At 67.4% G+C, this 18,270-nt stretch carries 17 protein-coding genes; 12 read left to right on the top strand and 5 right to left on the bottom strand.

The window, feature by feature from the left end; genetic code table 11:
* Positions 1-11: 11 nt before the first annotated feature.
* Positions 12-371, top strand: coding sequence for a hypothetical protein (locus tag AAIO73_RS13460; protein ID WP_345878715.1), 360 nt, complete (start codon positions 12-14; stop codon positions 369-371).
* Between the two features lie 57 nt (positions 372-428).
* A complete protein-coding gene (locus AAIO73_RS13455; RefSeq protein WP_345878714.1) occupies positions 429-704 on the top strand; it encodes a hypothetical protein in 276 nt (91 codons plus the stop codon).
* A gap of 37 nt (positions 705-741) precedes the next feature.
* Here the strand turns inward: AAIO73_RS13455 and AAIO73_RS13450 are convergent, their stop codons facing one another.
* Entirely contained in the window at positions 742-1,257 is a 516-nt protein-coding gene (locus tag AAIO73_RS13450) for a YciE/YciF ferroxidase family protein (protein ID WP_242118679.1), read from the bottom strand.
* 61 nt (positions 1,258-1,318) lie between these two features.
* Positions 1,319-2,101: a histidinol-phosphatase gene (hisN, locus tag AAIO73_RS13445; protein WP_242118962.1), complete on the bottom strand. Its 783-nt coding sequence runs from the start codon at positions 2,099-2,101 to the stop codon at positions 1,319-1,321.
* Between the two features lie 98 nt (positions 2,102-2,199).
* Here hisN and AAIO73_RS13440 point away from each other — a divergent pair, with 98 nt between their 5' ends.
* From AAIO73_RS13440 to AAIO73_RS13430, 3 genes are all read left to right on the top strand, one after another.
* Complete coding sequence (locus AAIO73_RS13440) at positions 2,200-3,195, top strand: phospholipase A (RefSeq protein WP_345878713.1); 996 nt, start codon at positions 2,200-2,202, stop codon at positions 3,193-3,195.
* A gap of 40 nt (positions 3,196-3,235) precedes the next feature.
* Positions 3,236-3,787, top strand: coding sequence for a peroxiredoxin (locus AAIO73_RS13435; protein WP_242118683.1), 552 nt, complete (start codon positions 3,236-3,238; stop codon positions 3,785-3,787).
* Positions 3,788-3,965: 178 nt separating this feature from the next.
* Positions 3,966-4,961: a GGDEF domain-containing protein gene (locus tag AAIO73_RS13430; protein WP_242118685.1), complete on the top strand. Its 996-nt coding sequence runs from the start codon at positions 3,966-3,968 to the stop codon at positions 4,959-4,961.
* Positions 4,962-5,222: 261 nt separating this feature from the next.
* Here the strand turns inward: AAIO73_RS13430 and AAIO73_RS13425 are convergent, their stop codons facing one another.
* Complete coding sequence (locus AAIO73_RS13425) at positions 5,223-6,845, bottom strand: NAD(P)/FAD-dependent oxidoreductase (RefSeq protein WP_345878712.1); 1,623 nt, start codon at positions 6,843-6,845, stop codon at positions 5,223-5,225.
* A 78-nt stretch (positions 6,846-6,923) separates the two neighbouring features.
* Here AAIO73_RS13425 and AAIO73_RS13420 point away from each other — a divergent pair, with 78 nt between their 5' ends.
* Both AAIO73_RS13420 and AAIO73_RS13415 read left to right on the top strand, forming a co-directional pair.
* Positions 6,924-9,314 carry a DUF3772 domain-containing protein gene (locus AAIO73_RS13420; protein WP_345878711.1) on the top strand — a complete coding sequence of 797 codons (2,391 nt, stop codon included), beginning with the start codon at positions 6,924-6,926 and terminating at the stop codon, positions 9,312-9,314.
* Complete coding sequence (locus AAIO73_RS13415) at positions 9,311-10,063, top strand: dienelactone hydrolase family protein (RefSeq protein WP_345878710.1); 753 nt, start codon at positions 9,311-9,313, stop codon at positions 10,061-10,063. Before AAIO73_RS13420 ends, AAIO73_RS13415 begins: the two co-directional genes overlap by 4 nt.
* A 265-nt stretch (positions 10,064-10,328) precedes the next feature.
* Here AAIO73_RS13415 and AAIO73_RS13410 read toward each other — a convergent pair whose 3' ends face one another.
* Both AAIO73_RS13410 and AAIO73_RS13405 read right to left on the bottom strand, forming a co-directional pair.
* The gene (locus tag AAIO73_RS13410; RefSeq protein WP_345878709.1) at positions 10,329-10,751 is read right to left on the bottom strand and encodes a CoA-binding protein; all 423 of its coding nucleotides are present in this window, start codon (positions 10,749-10,751) and stop codon (positions 10,329-10,331) included.
* 1 nt (position 10,752) lies between these two features.
* Complete coding sequence (locus AAIO73_RS13405) at positions 10,753-11,724, bottom strand: Mrp/NBP35 family ATP-binding protein (RefSeq protein ID WP_345878708.1); 972 nt, start codon at positions 11,722-11,724, stop codon at positions 10,753-10,755.
* A 69-nt stretch (positions 11,725-11,793) separates the two neighbouring features.
* Here AAIO73_RS13405 and hflK point away from each other — a divergent pair, with 69 nt between their 5' ends.
* The 5 genes from hflK (at position 11,794) to AAIO73_RS13380 (ending at position 18,121) form a co-directional block, all read left to right on the top strand.
* Entirely contained in the window at positions 11,794-12,912 is a 1,119-nt protein-coding gene (gene hflK / locus AAIO73_RS13400) for a protease modulator HflK (RefSeq protein ID WP_345878707.1), read from the top strand.
* Positions 12,909-13,778 (top strand): protease modulator HflC, encoded by an 870-nt coding sequence (gene hflC / locus AAIO73_RS13395; RefSeq protein WP_345878706.1) that lies wholly within the window; start codon positions 12,909-12,911, stop codon positions 13,776-13,778. The genes hflK and hflC overlap by 4 nt, the downstream gene beginning before the upstream one ends.
* A 94-nt stretch (positions 13,779-13,872) precedes the next feature.
* Complete coding sequence (locus AAIO73_RS13390; RefSeq protein ID WP_345878705.1) at positions 13,873-15,405, top strand: Do family serine endopeptidase; 1,533 nt, start codon at positions 13,873-13,875, stop codon at positions 15,403-15,405.
* 116 nt (positions 15,406-15,521) lie between these two features.
* On the top strand, positions 15,522-17,192 hold the full coding sequence (locus AAIO73_RS13385; RefSeq protein ID WP_345878704.1) for a helicase HerA-like domain-containing protein: 1,671 nt from the start codon (positions 15,522-15,524) through the stop codon (positions 17,190-17,192).
* A 74-nt stretch (positions 17,193-17,266) separates the two neighbouring features.
* On the top strand, positions 17,267-18,121 hold the full coding sequence (locus tag AAIO73_RS13380; RefSeq protein ID WP_345878703.1) for a hypothetical protein: 855 nt from the start codon (positions 17,267-17,269) through the stop codon (positions 18,119-18,121).
* Positions 18,122-18,270 lie beyond the last annotated feature (149 nt).

Raw genomic sequence — 18,270 nt, 5'->3', positions numbered from 1 at the left:
AAGGCACAGACATGACGGCGTGGATCGTGTTGCTGGCGATGCTGCAGGACGAAGGTCGGGCGGCGGCAATGATTGCACGGGCGCGCAGCGTCACGCAGGTCGCGCAGGCGTGCCGTACCGATGCCGATCCCGACGAAATCCTCGTCTGCGCGGCGCGTACCGCCGACCGGTTCCGCGTACCGTTGACGACGGCGCCGGCCGATGGCGATCCGCGCGCTGTCGACGCATTGGGGGAACGCGAGCGATTGCTGGCGGTGCCGCAGCCGTCGTGCGGCACGGCGGCGTTCCTGCAAGGGTGCGGCTTCGTCGGTGTAACCGCCTCGACCCGGCGCGGCGGCAGCATCGGCGCGCCGCGGCCGTTAGCGAAATAGGCAACTATCGCCGCGATACCGGGTTGGGATACCGAGCCTTTTGGGGGGAGCAAGCCCATGTCGATGACGCTGTTGTTCGCGCTGGTCCTGCAATCGGCGCCGGTCGCAACGAAGCTGAACGTCGCCGAACCCGTCGACTGTGTCGTCACGCCGCGGGCGCTGGGCTGTCCCGAGCGGCGCAGCGACCGGTACCGGTTGGGCGACGACGACGAACCGGCGTTCGATCGCAAGGCGGATGGATTGAAGCAGGACGGGCGACAATGCGGGCTGCTCGGGTCGCAGCAATATTGCACGCGCAAACCGCGCACGATCCTGTCGGCACCGACCAACTGAACGGACGGGACGGCCCGGCGCCGCCCCGTCCCGCCCATCACGCTTCCGCCAGTTCGGCCTGCGCATTGACCTTATGCTCGGCCATCGAGGTCAGCTTCTCGTCGGTGGCGCGTTCCTCGGCCAGCGTCTCGGACAAGAGCGCGGCGCAGTCCTCGCGGCCCAGTTGCCGTGCCCATGCGATCAGCGTCCCGTAGCGGGTGATCTCATAATGCTCGACCGCCTGCGCCGACGCGATCAGCGCGGCGTCGAGCACCTTCTTGTCGGCGATGTCGCCGGCGACCTCGTTCGCTTCCTTGATGATGCCGTCGATCGCGGGACAGGTCACCGCCTTCTTGGTCGCGCCGTGCAGTTCGAAAACCTGCTCGAGACGACGGATCTGCCCTTCGGTTTCGGCCAGATGGCGTTCGAACCCGGCCTTCAGCTCAGGGTCGGTCGCCTTCGCGATCATCTTGGGCAGTGCCTTGGTGATCTGGTTTTCGGCGTAGTAAATGTCCTGGAGCTGGTGGACGAACAGGTCGTCGAGCGTCGCGATATCCTTTGAAAACAGGCCCATGACGGTTTCCTTCGCTGCGGGGTGATGCCCCCCTCAACGATGCGGAGCGGCGCCGGTTGCGTCACCCACCGCGACAGGCCAGCAGTTCAACGACATCCTCAAGACGCGCCGCATCCCCCAACGCAATCACCTCGCCGATGCTGCCGGCATGGAGCGGATCGCCCGACCAGTCGCTCATCGTGCCGCCGGCGCCCTCGACGACGGGTACCAGTGCAGCGAAGTCGTGCAGCTTCAACCCGGCCTCGACCACCAGATCGATATGGCCCGACGCCAACGTGCCATAGGAATAGCAATCGCCGCCGAGCACGGTCGAGCGAACCTTCGCCTCGACATGTTCGAAGCCGTGCAACTGCCCATCGTCGAACAGCGCCGGGCTGGTCGTCGCCAGCAGCGCGTCGGCAAGGTCGCGGCAGCGGCGGGTCTGTGCCGGCTGCCCGTTGAAGGTCGTGCCGCGCCCGACCGCGCCGAGCCAGCGTTCGCCGATGATCGGCTGATCGATGACACCGAGCACCGGCCAGCCATCCTCGACCAATGCGATCAACGTGCCGAAGATCGGCCGCCCGGCAATGAACGAGCGCGTACCGTCGATCGGGTCGAGTACCCAGACGCGGCCGCTGGTCCCGTCGCGGACGCCATATTCCTCGCCATGAATACCATCCGACGGCCGTTCGCGCTCGATCAGGGTGCGCATCGCCGCCTCCGCCTCGCGATCGGCCAGTGTCACGGGCGAGGCGTCGTCCTTGATCTCAAGGCCGTAATTGCTGCGGAAGCGCGGGCGGATCGCGGCACCGGCGGCGTCGGCCAGTTGCGCGGCAAGGGTCAGGTCGGCGGCGGTGACGGGCATGATGGGCCTTTGCATTGCGGAGTGCCAGATAGGCGGTCAAACGGGCAAAGCGCAAACGCTGCTCGCGGTTGTCGCAAATGGCTGGCACAGAGGGGCGCATGATCGCGCTCGCCCTGCTGCTCGCCGCCCCGCAAAGCCTGCGAATCGTTGCCGAACCGCCGGCATCGACCAGTGCCGCGGAGGCCGGGGTGCAGGTCTTCGCGCTCAACGAAGGCAGCGAACCGGTCGAGGCGGTGCCGACCGAGATGACCGTCGTCGCCGCCGATGGCGCGCGGCTGCGGATCGTGCCGGTCGAACCAATGGCGGCGACCGTCGCACCGGGCGGATTCCGCGCGCTGCGCTACCGACTGGCGCCGGCCATGGTTGCGGAGGTCGCGCCGCCGGCCTCGGACGAGACGGTCGTCGCGACGGCTGAGGGCAGCAGATCGGGATTTCTCGACCGGTTCGAACCGCATGCGCCGATCTATGGGGTCTTCGGCCTCGGATCGGACGGGGCGAAACTGCAGTTCAGCCTTGCCGTCCGCCCCTTCGACGGTGCCGGGCTGTTGGACGGGGTGCGGGTCGCGTGGACGCAGACGATGTTCTGGGCGATCGATGCGCCGTCCGGCCCGTTCCGTAGCACCAATTACAGTCCCGAAATCTATTATCAGCGCACGCTGGGCGATGACGTGACCGGTGCGGTCGGCTATGCCCATGACTCGAACGGGCGCGATGCCGGGTCGATCGACGTCAACCGCCTGTTCGCCACCGCCAGCTATGCCCTGCCGATCGGCGATGGCTGGCAGGTAGAGGCGACGCCGAAGCTGTGGACCTATGTCGGCACCGGCTATCGCGATCTCGACCGTTATTGGGGCAACTGGTCGCTGGCCGCCGCTGTCGGGCAGGTCGATGGATTGCGGATCGCCGCGACGCTGCGCAATCCGCTGGGCAGCCGGCGTGCAGGCGAATTGTTCGCCTCCTATCCGCTGACCCGGATCGGCGGCGGCGCCGGACTGTACGTTTTCGGACAGGCATATAGCGGTTACGGCGAGGCGATCGACGATTATCGTCTGCGCAGTTCGAGCGCGCGGCTTGGCATTGCCTTCACGCGTTAGCATAACCGACCCCAAGCTCTTTCCGACAAGGAACCGCCCGATGCGTATCGCTTTGCTCGCCGCCGCCCTGACCCTGCCCTTCGCCGCCCCGCTGTCGGCGGCACTCGCGCCCGGGGCGAAGGCTCCCGATTTCACCACCCAGGCGGCGATCGCGGGCAAGGCGTTCACGCTCAACCTGCGCTCGCAGTTGCGCAAGGGACCGGTCGTTCTCTACTTCTTCCCCGCGGCCTTTACCGGGGGCTGCAACGCCGAGGCGAAGGCGTTCGCCGATGCGGTCGACCAGTTCAAGGCCGCCGGCGCGACCGTGATCGGCATGTCGGCCGACCCGATCGGCAAGTTGCAGGCGTTTTCGAACGAACATTGCGCCGGTCGCTTCGCCGTCGCAAGTGCCGGCCCGCGTGTGATTCAGGGGTTCGACGTTGCGCTCGATCGTCCGGCCGGCGCCGATGGCAAGGCGCGCACCATGACCACGCGCACCAGCTATGTCATTGGTCGCGATGGCCGGATCGCCTTCGTCCATTCCGACATGAACCCCGCCGACCATGTCCGTACCACGCTGGCGGCGGTACGCGGCCTCGCCGCGCCGCGCTGAACGGGGGGGGCCGCCCATCGTTAATCGTGGATAGAGGGTAAATCCCGGCGCAACGCGATCTTAGCAATCGGGGCATACTCCGTTGGCGAGAGTTTCGCGGGGGCGGAGGGAAGACGCGGTGTATCTGGAAAGAATCGGTAGCGGGACCCCGGTCGGAAACGGCCTGGTTCGTGCGATCATGGCTTTCCTCGAAAACCAGCGGCTCGAACCCACGCCCGTCAACTACACCTTCGCCTATCATGTGCTCAGCGATCCGGCGGGCGATCTTGCGCGCGAGGTCGCCCGGCGGACCGATGGCGGCGTCCGGTTGAGCGGCAGCGAGGTCGCGGAACTGGGCAACGCCATCGAAGCCGCCGCTCTGGGGCATGTCGGCCCGGCACCGACGTGCCCGGCCGCCGCAACGGTCCCGGATGAACCGGGTCCACGCGTTGCCGAGACACAGCGCCTGGTCGCCGGGTTCGAATCGACGGTCACCGCGATGCAGGACGAAACCCGCGACTTCGGTCGCGACCTTGCTGCGAGCGCCGATGCGTTGCGCGCGGTACCGTGCATCGACATCGTGACCACGATCGCCGATCTGGCAAAGATCACCGCGACGATGCGCGCGCGTGTCGAGATCGCCGAGTCGCGGCTGGCGCAGGCAAAGCGTGAGGCGAGCGAGTTACGCGAGGAACTGGCTGCCGCGCACGAGGACGCCCGGCGCGATCCGCTCACCGAACTGCCCAATCGTCGCGCGTTCGAAGCGGCGCTGGCCGGCAAGACCGGCGGCCCGTTCCACGTCGCCTTGTGCGACGTCGATCATTTCAAATCGATCAACGACCAATATGGCCATCCGGTCGGCGACCGCGTGCTCAAGGCGATTGCGGCGACGTTGACGCGCGAGTGCGCCGGGCAACTGGTCGCACGCTATGGGGGGGAGGAATTCGCCGTGCTGCTGGACGGAATCGATCCGATGGCTGCGGGCGCCCTGCTCGAACGCGCACGACGGGCGGTGGGAGCCCGACGCTACCGGTTGCGGGAAAGCGATACGGTGATCGACGGGATCACGCTGTCGGCCGGGCTGGTGACGCTGCGTTCGGATGAGACGATCGTCGAAGGCGTCGCGCGGGCGGATCATCTGCTATATGCGGCGAAACGCGGCGGGCGGAACCGAATGGTTGGTGAAATGCGCTAACTGCTGGCGGAGATTGCGCCAATATCGCGAGAAGGAGGCGCTTCTCTGGAATTAAGTCGTTTATAAACAATCACTTACAAATTTGGCATGACCCCTGCAAAGCGCTCCGCATCGCCGGTGAAATGGTTCACACGGCCAAGCAAGGAGTAACTTCGATGACCCGTCTCGACCTTCGCCAGCAGTTCGCCGCCGCCTTTGCCGCGTTCTTCGTTTCCGCCGTCCTGTTGTCGGCCGCCGCACCCGTCGTACCGATCGCCTGAACTATCGGACAAGGGCGCGGCCGACCGCCTCCGCGACCTTGATGCCATCGACCGCCGCCGACAGGATGCCACCGGCATAGCCGGCCCCTTCGCCGGCGGGGAACAGGTTGGCGGTGTTGACGCTCTGGAAATCGTCGCCTCGGGTGATCCGCACCGGGGACGATGTCCGGGTCTCCACACCGGTCATCACCGCATCGGGATGGTCATAGCCCGGAATGGTGCGACCGAACGCGACCAGCGCCTCGCGCATTGCGGCCACGACGAAATCGGGCAGGCATTCCGACAAATCGGTCAGGTGAACGCCGGGGCGATAGGACGGTATGACGCTGCGCAGCGCCGTCGACGGACGGCCCGCCAGGAAATCGCCGAGCAGTTGAGCCGGAGCGCGATAGGCGCCGCCGCCCGCGGCGAAGGCGCGTTCTTCCCAATGGCGTTGCAGCGCGATGCCGGCCAGCGGATGGCCGGGATAGTCGCGCGCCGGAGCGATGCCGACGACGATGCCGGAATTGGCGTTGCGTTCGTTGCGCGAATATTGGCTCATGCCGTTGGTTGCGACGCGACCCGGTTCGGAGGTTGCGGCGACGACGGTACCGCCCGGACACATGCAGAAGCTGTAGACCGTTCGTTCATTGGTGCAGTGATGCGACAGCGTATAGGCCGCAGCCCCCAGATCGGGATGGCCGGCGCAGGCACCGAAGCGCGCCTGATCGATCCAGCTTTGCGGATGTTCGATCCGCACGCCGATCGAGAACGGCTTGGGTTCGAGGAACACGCCGCGATCGTGCAGCATGTGGAAGGTGTCGCGCGCGCTGTGCCCCAGCGCCAGCACGACCGGGCCATCGGCGGCCAGCGTCTCGCCGGTCGACAGCTTCAGCGCGGACAGCCGGCGCGTGCCGTCGGGGCGTTCGTCCAGTTCGATGTCGTCGACGCGGTGCGAGAAGCGATATTCGCCGCCCAGTTCCTCGACGGTCGCGCGCATCGATTCGACCATAGTAACGAGGCGGAAGGTGCCGATATGCGGATGCGCTTCGGTCAGGATTTCCTCGGGCGCGCCGGCCTTCACGAATTCGGTCAGCACCTTGCGGCCGAGATGGCGCGGATCCTTGATCTGGCTCCACAGCTTGCCGTCGGAAAAGGTACCGGCGCCGCCTTCGCCGAACTGCACGTTCGATTCGGGGTTCAGTTCGCTGCGCCGCCACAGGCCCCAGGTGTCCTGTGTCCGCTGCCGCACGACCTTGCCGCGTTCGAGGATGATCGGGCGGAAGCCCATCTGCGCAAGGATCAGCCCGGCGAACAGCCCGCACGGGCCTGCGCCGACGACGATCGGCCGCGGGCCGGCATAGTCGACCGGTGCCTTGGCGACGAAGCGATAGCCGGTATCGGGCGTCGGGCCGACATTGCGGTCGCGCTTCGTGCGTCCCAGCACCTGCGCTTCGTTGCGGACGGTGACGTCGACCGAATAGACGAGCTGGATATCGTCCTTGTCGCGCGCGTCATGCGCCCTGCGCGCGATCGTGTATCGAACCAGGTCGCGCGGGGTGATGCGCAGCCGATCGCGGATCGCGGCGGTCAGTGCCTCCTCGGGATGGTTGAGGGGCAGTTTGAGTTCGGTGATGCGAAGCATCCGGCCATCTACAGCCTGTCGACGAAGCGGGAAAGCGTCGCGATTGTCCCCGCAGCGCGATGGCGATAGGCCGGGGGCATGATGGCATTGCTCCGAACCCTGTTGTCGTTGCTGCTGATGGTGACGGCGATTCCGGCGCTGGCACAGGGGGGCGGCGATGTGGCCACCCGCCTCGACGGCGCCGCCAGCGAGTTGGGATTGGTCGACGGGGCGCTCGACACCAAGCTGGAACAGAGCGACCGCGCGGCACTGCGCGCACGGGCACAGACCGTACGGGCAACGACGCTGGATGCCGCGCAGCAATTGACCGCCGATCTGGCGCAGATCGATGCGCGGCTGGCGCAACTTGGGCCGGCGGCCTCGGGCGAGGACGCTTCGATCCGCAGCGAGCGGACCGCACTGGCACGACAGCGCACGACGATCGATTCGGCGACGAAGCGCGCGCGGTTGCTTTCGGTGGAGGCCCAGCAGCTTATCGATGAGATTCAAGAGGGGCAGGCGGCCGAGATCAGCCAGAAATGGTTCGGTCGCGGTGCGTCGCCGCTGACGCCGGCATTCTGGAGCGCGATATTGCGTGCGGTGCCGCGCGATGCGCACCGGATCGAGCGCTTCGTCGCGGCAGAGGCGCGCACGGTCGCCACGGCCGCGCCAGGACGGATGTGGCCGGCGCTGCTGGGCCTTGCCATCGCGATCCTGTTGCTGGGACCGGCGCGGCTGGCGGCGGGGCGGGTCGGGCAGCGGCTGCTGATCGACGGGGCGCCGGGACGGCGGGTGCGACGGTCGGCCAATGCGCTGGGCCGGGTGCTGGTCGGTACGCTCGCGCCGCTGCTGGCCGCCGCCGCGGTGCTGGCCGGATTGCGCTGGGCGGGGCTTGTCGCGCCCAGTTGGAGCACCATGCTCGACCAGTGGCTGGTGGCGATCGGGTTCACCGCCTTTACCAGTTCGGTGCTGGGCGCGGTGCTGATGCGGGGCAGCCCGAGCTGGCGGATCGCGCCGATCGGCGATGCGCTGGCGGCGCGGCTGCGGCCCTATTCGTTCCTGCTGGCACTATTGGCCGGCTTCGCGATCGCGATCGATGCGGCCCATGGCGCGATCGGGACCAGCGCCGCCGCGCGCACCGCGACCGCCGCCCTGCTGGCGCTGGCGCATATCCTGCTGATCGCGGCGGCGCTGTTCGCGATCGGCCGGTTGCGGGCCGAGGCGAGCACGGGCGAGGATGCGCCGGCCCGCACCGGAGCGGCCGCGATCGCGCTGTTCGCATGGGGCGTTGCCGGCGTCGCGCTGCTGGCATTGGCGGCGGGCTATATCGGGTTCGGCCTGTCGGTCGGGCAGATGGCGGCATGGACGCTGGTGCTGGGCGCGGCGGTCTATCTGGCGCTGGCCGCGATCGACGATGTCGCGACGACGGTGTTCGAACGGTCGAGCCCGCTCGGCCTAGCCCTGACCCGCGGTCTCGGCCTGCGCGGCGGGACGGTCGATCAGTTCGGGGTGCTGCTGTCGGGCGTGCTGCGCGTCCTGCTGGCCGTGCTGGCGCTGGCGCTGTGGCTGTTGCCGTTCGGGGGCAGCGGCGTCGCCGATATCTTCACCCGGCTGGGCGATCTGGCGCGCGGCATCCAGGTCGGCGGGGTGACGATCTCGCCCGGGGCGATCCTGCGATCGGTCGCGGTGCTGGCGATCGGGCTGACGCTGGTGCGCGGCTTCATGCGCTGGCTGGAGGGGCGGTATCTGCCCGCCACCGAACTCGACGGCAGCGGGCGCAATTCGGTCAGCCTCGTCGCGCGCTATGTCGGCATCGCGCTGGCGGTGATCTGGGCGCTCGCCTCGCTCGGCATCGGGGTCGAACGGATCGCGCTGCTGTTGTCGGCGCTGTCGGTCGGCATCGGCTTCGGTCTGCAGGCAATCACCCAGAATTTCGTGTCTGGTCTGATCCTGCTCGCCGAACGGCCGATCAAGATCGGCGACCTGATCCGCGTCGGGACCGACGAAGGCGATGTGAAGCGGATCAGCGTGCGCTCGACCGAGATCACGCTGGCCGATCATTCGACGCTGATCGTGCCCAATTCCGAACTCATCACCAAGTCGGTGCTCAACAAGACGCTGGCCAGTCCATTGGGGCGGATCCAGGTGCAGTTTTCGGTGCCGCTCGGTACCGATGCGGCGCGCGTGCGGCGGCTGGTGCTCGACGCCTTTGCCAATGAGGAAGCGGTGCTGGCCGATCCGGCACCGTCGGCGTTCATCGACGCGATCGTCGACGGCCGGATCGCGTTCAACTGCTTCGCCCATGTCGAATCACCGCGTGCCGCCTATGGCGCACGCAGCAACGTGCTGCTCGAACTGCTCACCCGCTTTCGTGCCGAGGGAATCGAGATGGGCACGGTGCCGCAGCGGCTCGAACTGGTGACGGGGTCACCCTCCGATCCCGTTCCCCCCTTGCCAGCCGATCCCGGCGGGAGCACGGCGCGGCCATGATCCTGCTGAGCGACGAATTTGCCGACCTGCCCTGCACCGATGGTGGCGTGATGCGCACCCATGTCTTTCGCCCGGCGGGCGAGGGGCGGTTTCCGGGGGTCGTGCTCTATTCGGAAATCTATCAGGTGACCGCGCCGATCCGGCGGCTGGCGGCGTTCCTTGCCGGCCATGGCTATGTCGTCGCGGTGCCGGAGGTCTATCACGAATATGAAGCGCCCGGCACGGTGCTCGCCTATGACAAGCCGGGTACCGACCGCGGCAACGACCTGAAGTTCCTTAAGCCCGTTGCCGGGTTCGATGCCGATGCGGCGCTGGTGATCGATTTTCTGGAAGCGCATCCGGCCTGTTCGGGGCGGATCGGCGTGGCGGGGGTCTGTCTGGGCGGACATCTCGCCTATCGCGCGGCGCTCGACGCCCGGGTGCTGGCGGCGGCGTGTTTCTATCCGACCGATATCCATTCGGGGACGCTCGGTGAGGGGCGGTGCGACGATAGTTTGGCGCGGATCGGCGCGATCGGTGCCGAGATGCTGTTCGTCTGGGGGCGGCAGGACCCGCATGTGCCCTATTCCGGACGGCAGGCGATCCGCGATGCGTTGGAGGCGGCGGGGACGACATACGAATGGCATGAGGTGAATGCCCAGCATGCGTTTCTGCGCGATGAGGGACCGAGATACGATCCGGCGTTGTTCGTGAGCGCGACGGGGTGGATGCAGGCAATGTTCGCGCGGGTGCTTGGCGGGCAGGTTTGACGAATAGCTCACCCGCTCTATCCGTTTGCTTCGAAGCTGCTCGAACCGAACGGAGTTGGGTTGGAGTAAGGTGTACTCATCAACCGTTCGTGCTGAGTAAGGGATGAGCCTGTCGAAGACCCGTATCGAAGCACTTGGCCACTAACAGTCCTTCGATACGCCATTTCGACAAGCTTAATGGCTACTCAGGACAAACGACTGGGGTTCGGCGCCGGGCAGGGTTGTGCTTGGGCTGGGACTGATCCGCACGGGGTACCGATCGCAGCTACCCGACCGCTGCGACCCCCAGCCGCGGAATCTCGATCTTCGGACAACGGTCCATCACCACCTGCAAGCCGGCGGCTTCCGCCCGCGCGGCGGCGGCTTCGTTCACGACGCCCAACTGCATCCACACCGCCTTCGCGCCCGCTGCGATCGCGGCATCGACCGCTTCACCGGCGGCCGCCGAGTTGCGGAAGATGTCGACGATATCGATCGGCTCCCCGATCTGGTCGAGGTCGCGGAACACGAATTCGCCGTGAAGATGCTCGCCGGTAATCTGCGGATTGACCGGGATCACGCGATATCCCTGCCGCTGGAGATACGCCATCACGCCATAGGATGCGCGGTCGGGCCGGTCCGATGCGCCGACCAGTGCGATCGTTCTTGCCTCGGTCAGCAGGGTGCGGACGCCGTCGTCGTCGAGCATGTCAGTTTCTCGCCAGCCAGTCGCCGACCTGTGCGGCGATATGCCTGAACGGATCGGCCTCCGCGCCGTTCCCGGCGGCCGGGGGCGTGCCGGCGTCCGATGCGCTGCGAATGGCGAGGGTCAGCGGCACGCGGCCGAGGAACGGGATGCCGAGCGCCTTGGCCTGTGCCTCCGCGCCGCCGCTGCCGAACGGGTCCGACATTTCCCCGCAATGCGGGCAGACATAGCCGGCCATGTTTTCGACGAGACCGATGATCGGCACCCCGGCCTTGGTAAACAGGTCGATCGCGCGGATCGCGTCGATCAGCGCAAGATCCTGCGGCGTCGAGACGATGACGGCGCCGGCGGGCTTGTGCTTCTGGATCATGGTCAGTTGCACATCGCCGGTGCCCGGCGGCATGTCGACGACCAGCGTGTCCGCCATCTCCCAATGCGCATCGACCAGCTGGGTCAGCGCACCCGCCGCCATCGGCCCGCGCCACGCGATCGCCTGTCCGGCCGGAACCAGCTGCCCCATCGACAGCAACGGCACGCCGAGCTTCGTCGCGACCGGGACCAGTTTCTTGTCGTGCGCCTCGGCCTTGATCCCGTCGACGCCCATCAGGCGCGGCTGCGACGGGCCATAGATGTCGGCGTCGACCATGCCGACCCGGCGGCCCGAACGGGCCAGCGCGATGGCGAGATTGGCGGCGAGGGTCGATTTGCCGACCCCGCCCTTGCCGCTGGCGACCGCGACGATGCGCTGGGCCACACGTTCGCTGGTCTGCGCCACGCGGACGGCGGCGATGCCGGGCGCGGCGAGGGCTGCGGCGCGGACATCGGTCTCCAGCGCGTCCCGCGCGGCGGGGGGCAGGCCGGTCACGTCGAGAATGATGCTCGCCTGATCGCCGGCGACGCGGACCGTGGCGCGTCCGGCGGCGACGGGGGCGAGCAGTGCGTCGAGCGCGGCGGCGGCGGGCGAAGGTGCGGTCATGGCCGCGATGTAGCGTCGCCAAGGCGCGTTACCACTGTAAAACGCAAGGCGGCCCCCTATAAAGGATGGATGCGATGGATCATGGGGCGGCGCGGACGCGCGCAAGTGGTGGGGATGAGCGACAAGGGCCCATGGGGTGGCGGCGGCGATTCGGGCAACGGATCGGGCGGCGGCGGCGATGACGGCCCACGCAATCCATGGTCGCTGCCGCCCGCCGGCAAGCGCGGCCGGGTCGGCGGATCGACCTCGCTCGACGAATTCCTGAAACGTGCACGCAGCGGCGGTCCGGGCGGCGGGCCGTCCTTCCCGGCCAATGCCGGCAAGCTTTGGCTGGCAGCGGTCGCAGCGCTGGTGCTGGTGTGGATCGCCTTTACCAGCTTCCATTCGATCGGGCCGCAGCAGCGCGGCGTGGTGACGATGTTCGGCCGCTATACCGGCACGTTGAACCCCGGCATCCAGTTCACCCTGCCCGCGCCGATCATGCGCGTGCAGGTCGAGGACGTGCAGAACACCCGCACCGAATCGTTCCCGGAGGGCAGCCAGCCCAATCTGATGCTGACCGGCGACCAGAATATCGTCGATCTGGCCTATTCGGTCCGTTGGAACATCAAGTCGCCCGAAGACTATGTCTTCGAGATCAAGAATCCGAAGGAAACGGTGCGTGCCGTCGCCGAAAGCGCGATGCGCGCAGCGGTGGCGGGCAAGAACCTGACCCAGGCGATCGGTTCGGGCCGCGGCGAGATCGAGGCCGAAGTGCAGACGCGGATGCAGGCGCTGCTCGACGAATATCAGTCGGGCGTGCGCGTGCTGGGCATCAGCATCCAGAAGGCGGCGGCGCCGGCCGAGGTCGACGACGCGTTCAAGGCGGTGACCGCCGCGCAGCAAGAGGCGCAGTCGAACCTGAACCGCTCGCGTGCCTATGCCCAGCAGGTGATCGCGCGTGCCCAGGGCGACGCGACCGAGTTCGACAAGATCTACGAACAATATCGCATGGCCCCCGACGTGACCCGCCGGCGGCTTTATTACGAGACCATGGAGCAGGTGTTGAACCGCGCCGACAAGACGATCGTGCAGCCGGGTGTGCAGGCCTATCTGCCGCTGCCCGAGGCGCGTCGCCGCCAGCAGGCGACCCCCGAGCCAGAGGCGCCCGCGACGCCGCAGGCGCAACCGACGGGAGCTGCACGATGACCCGGTGGCTGCGCAATCCGATGGCGGCGGGTATCGCGCTGCTGGTGCTGGTCATCCTGTTCTTCAGCACAATCGTGATCGTGCCGGAGACGCGACAGGCGGTGATCCTGCGCTTCCAGCAGCCGGTCGGCACCCTCAACCCCTATCGCGCTGACCAGCCGTTCGGCCGGACGGGCGCGGGGCTGGTCGCCAAGATCCCGTTCCTCGACCGGGTGGTGTGGATTGACAAGCGCGTGCTCGATATCGAGCTGAACAACCAGCCGGTGCTGTCGACCGATCAGCTGCGGCTGGAAGTCGATGCCTTTGCCCGGTTCCGCATCGTCGATCCGTTGCAGGCGGTGATCTCGACCGGGTCGGCGTCGAACACCGAAGAGCGGGTCGCGGCGCAGCTCGAACCGCTGCTGTCGTCGGCCCTGCGCGCCGAGCTCGGCCGGCGGCCGTTCGCTACGCTGCTCAGCCCCGAACGCGGCGCGGTGATGGACAATATCCAGAACGCGTTGCAGCGGACCGCGCGCCAATATGGTGCCGAGATCGTCGACGTGCGGATCAAGCATGCCGACCTGCCCGACGGCAGCCCGCTCGAATCGGCGCTGACCCGGATGCGGTCGGCCCGCGAACAGGAAGCGGCGACGATCGCGGCACAGGGCCAGCGCGACGCGCAGGTGGTGCGCGCCAATGCCGAGGCGGAAGCGGCGCGCATCTATGCCGCGAGCTTTGGTAAGGACGCCGATTTCTATGCGTTCTGGCGGGCGATGCAGTCGTATCGCACGACCTTTGCCGGGGCGCCGAACCAGAGCGGATCGACATCGATCATCATGTCGCCCGAAAACGGCTATCTTCGCGAATTCGGCGGGCGGGAACGCTAGACGTCCGCCGAACATTCAAACCGCGTTCAGCAAGGCAATGGCAGGTTCGCGCCCGAAGGGGTTGTGAGCCAATTTCGAAGAGGACCATCCGACTGTGCGTTACGCCTACGCCATTACTTCCGCTCTGTTGCTGGGCGGCGCTGCCGCGACCCTGACGCTCAATCCGTCGGGGGCGCAGACCGCGCAGAACGAACCCGGCGCGATCAACGCCATTTCCGCCCCGCGCGCGGGCGCGCCGATGAGCTTTGCCGACATGGTCGCGCGGCTGTCGCCGGCGGTCGTCAACATCTCGACCACGCAGCGCATCACCGTTCAGCAGCAGGCGAATCCGTTCCAGGGCACGCCGCTCGAGCAGTTCTTCGGCGGGCGCGGCGGTGGCGGCGGCGGGGGCCGGACGCAGGAGGCGCAGTCGCTGGGATCGGGCTTCCTGATCTCCAACGACGGGTACATCGTCACCAACAACCATGTCGTCTCGGCCGGTGCCGAGGGCGCCACGGTCGAATCGATCACCGTGACGCTGGCCGACCAGAAGGAATATAAGGCGAAGCTGATCGGGCGAGACGCGCTGTCCGACCTCGCGGTGCTCAAGATCGACGGTCCGAACTTCCCGTTCGTCCGCTTCGGTGATTCGCGGCAGGCACGGGTTGGTGACTGGGTGGTGACGATCGGCAACCCGCTCGGCCAGTCGGGCACGGTGACCGCCGGCATCATCTCCGCGCTGAACCGGGTGGGCCAGGGGCCGTATGACCGCTTCATCCAGACCGACGCCGCGATCAACCGCGGCAATTCGGGCGGGCCGATGTTCGACATGCAGGGCAATGTCATCGGCATCAATTCGCAGATCCTGTCGCCAACCGGCGGCAATATCGGCATCGGCTTTGCGATTCCTGCCGAACAGGCCAAGCCGATCGTCGACAAGCTGATGAAGGGACAGTCGGTCGCGCGCGGCTATCTGGGCCTCGGCCCGCAGGACGTGAGCGAGGACATCGCCAACGCACTGGGCATCCGCAAGGATCGCGGTGCGCTGGTCCGCAGCGTTTCGCCGGGCGAACCGGCGGCACGGGCCGGCATCCGCGTCGGTGACGTGATCCTCGCCATCAACGGCAAGGAGATCACGCCGCAACAGTCGCTTACCTATCTGGTCGGGCTGGAGTCGCCGGGCAGCCGCGTCATGCTCGACGTGCTGCGCGACGGCCGTCGCCAGCAGATCCCGGTCACGCTGGGCACGCGTCCGTCGGAGGAGCAGTTGCTGGCGCAGGACGAGCGCTTCGATCCAAACGAGGCGCCGAAGACCCCGCCGGCGAATGACAGCCTGTCGGCAACCGCCGGCATCGCGGTGCAGCCGCTCAACCCGTCGATCGCGCGACAGTTGGGCCTCGAAGGGACGACGCGCGGCGTCGTGATCCTCGCGGTCGATCCGGACAGCGATGCGGCGGCCAAGCAGTTGCGGCGCGGTTTCGTCATCCTGTCGGCGGATCGCCAGCCGGTCACGTCGTCGGCCGAACTGGCCCGTGCGGTCGCCGCCGCGCGCGCCGCCAAGCGCAAGCTGTTGTTGCAGGTCCAGCCGATCGGCCCGGGCGGGTCGGTGCCCCCCGCGTTCGTCGCGATCGCCGTCGACAACCAGTAAGCGGCGACAAATGAAACAGGGCGGCGACGAAAGTCGTCGCCCTTCTTCATTTGGAATCACGCAATTTACGCGGGCAGCAAAGCGGGTAATATCTTGCCACGATAAAGGGCAGGGACATGACCGATACGACCGAATTGTTTCTGGGCGCGACCGCCGGGGGTGTCCGCCAGTCTTTGGTCCTCAAACGCGCCAACCGTCATGGGCTAATCGCGGGGGCGACCGGCACCGGCAAGACAGTGACGTTGCAGGGCTTGGCCGAAAACTTTTCCGCTGCAGGCGTGCCGGTGTTCGTCGCGGACGTGAAAGGCGACTTGTCGGGCATCGCCATGGCCGGAAGCGCCACTGCCAAGCCGCACGCCGCCTTTGCCGAGCGTGCCGCGGCGATCGGCGACAGCGACTGGCAGTATCGCGACACGCCGGTCGTGTTCTGGGACCTGTTCGGGGAAGCCGGCCATCCGATCCGGGCGACCGTGTCCGAAATGGGGCCGCTGCTGCTTAGCCGAATGCTCAATCTGAACGACGTACAGGAAGGGGTGCTGACCATCGCCTTCCACGTCGCCGACGAGGACGGGCTGCTGCTGCTCGACCTCGACGATCTGCAAGCCATGCTGGCGCATGTCGCGGAGCGGGCCGACGAACTGACCACCCGCTATGGTAATGTCGGCAAGCAATCGGTCGGCGCGATTCAACGCGCACTGCTGCAATTGCGGACGCAGGGCGGTGATCGATTCTTCGGCGAACCGGCGCTCGATCTCGCCGATTTCCGGCGGGTGAGCGAGGATGGGCGCGGCCTCGTGTCGGTACTGGCCGCCGACAAGCTGATGGCGTCGCCGCGGCTCTATGCGACGTTCCTGTTGTGGATGCTGTCCGAATTGTTTGAGACGCTGCCCGAGGTGGGCGACCCCGATAAGCCGGTACTGGTCTTCTTCTTTGACGAGGCGCATCTGCTGTTCGACGATGCGTCCGACGCTCTGGTCGACAAGGTCGAACAGGTGGTGCGGCTGATCCGGTCGAAGGGCGTCGGCATCTATTTCGTGACGCAGAACCCGATCGACATTCCCGATGCGGTCGCGGGGCAGCTCGGCAACCGGGTGCAGCATGCGTTGCGTGCGTTCACGCCGAAGGAAGCACGCGCGATCCGCGCGGCGGCGGAAACCTTTCGTGCCAATCCCGGCGTCGACGTCGCGCAGGCGATCACCGAATTGAAGACCGGCGAGGCGCTGGTGTCGGTGTTGCAGGCCGATGGATCGCCCAGCCCGGTCGAACGCACGCTGATCCGCCCGCCGCGATCGCGCGTCGGTCCGGTGACGCCGGTCGAACGTGGCGTGCTGATCGAGACCGATGTGATCGGCGACCGCTACGACACGCCGATCGACCGCGAGTCGGCTGCCGAATTGTTGGGCGCGAAGGCTGAGGAAGCCGCTGCCGCCGCCGCTGCTTCGAAGGCGCAGGTCGCCGCCGACAAGCAGGCGGCGTTGCAGGCGAAGGAGGATGCGCGCGCCGCCAAGGAGGCCGAGCGCCAGCGCATCGCCGAACAGCGGGCCGCCGACCGCACAGCGCGCGAGGAGGAGAAGGCGGCACGTGCGGCCGAGCGCGAGGCGGCGAACAATCCATGGGCGCGCGCGACGCAATCGGCGACGCGATCGGCCGGGTCGGCGGTTGGGCGGATCGTCGTCAACGAAATCGGCAAGCAGGTGTTCGGTACCGGTCGGGGTGGCCGCGCGAAGAGCGGTGGCGTCGTCGGCGGGCTGCTGCGCGGCGTGCTCGGTGGGCTGTTCCGCGGTTGAGCCGGATGCAGCCGGTCGTCGGAGGGACCGAGACGCCCGACATTCCACCCGCATTGTTCGCGATGCCGCCCGGCATGGCGATTCGGTACGAGCAGCCCGATCCGGCGCTGGCCGATTTCACGACCGGCTATCACCTTTATGCCGCCAGCGGGCCGGCATCGATCGGCATGGAGAACTGGTTCCTGCCCGGCACCGCCAATGTGCGGGTGACGCTGAACGCCGGGCCGATCGCGGTGTGGATCGGCAACCGCGTGTTCGATCCGATGCCGCAGGCCAGCCTGTGCGGCCCGAGCAGCCATGCCCTGCGCACGATCACCAATGGCGGGATCATGATCGGCTTCGGCGTAAGCGCGCTCGGCTGGTCGCGCCTGTTCGCAGGGAGCGCCGACCTGTATGCCGACCGCATCGTGCCGCTGGCCGATGCCGCGCCGCCGGGCTTTGCCGAACGGCTGGTGGCGACACTGTCGGCAGTCGAGAGCGAACATGGCGTCAAGGCGGCGCTCGACGCGTTCCTGCTCGCCGAAATGGGGCCGCCCAGTCCCGACGCGGCGCTGATCCGCCGGATCGCGCGGCTGGTGGTCGACGACGCCCCGGGCGGGCTGGCGCAGGCGGCGCGGGAATGGGACATTTCGCCCGAGGTGCTGCGCCGCATCTGTCGCCGGCATTTCGGGTTCCTGCCGAAGACGCTGCTGATCCGCGCGCGCTTCCTGCGGTCGTTGATTCCGCTGATCGAATCGCGGGGCGAGATCGATTATTCGACCATCGATCCCGCCTATTTCAGCGCATCGCATTTCCTGCGCGATGCCCATGCCGTGCTCGGCACCACCCCGCGCCGGTTCCTGCACGAGCAGCTCGATTTCCTGGTCGCCAGCCTGCGCGCGCGCGCCGCGGTGCTGGGGAGCGCCACGCAGGCGCTGCACCGGTTGTAAGTTTGCAATTCCGGACCCGAGAACAGGACCGTTCGGCCTGCGGGTCCGACCCGTTATTAAGCTCTGGCGATTGGTCTTGTGTGGGTTTTGACAGAAGCAAGGTTCCACCGAGCTTCCTGCGCCTGTTCGGAGGCTTCATAGTTGTTACA

It is taken from the genome of Sphingomonas epibiotica (assembly GCF_039615155.1).
Lineage (GTDB): Bacteria > Pseudomonadota > Alphaproteobacteria > Sphingomonadales > Sphingomonadaceae > Sphingomonas.
Note: the sequence above shows the minus strand (reverse complement) of the source record. Positions and strands in the feature narration are given on the sequence as shown.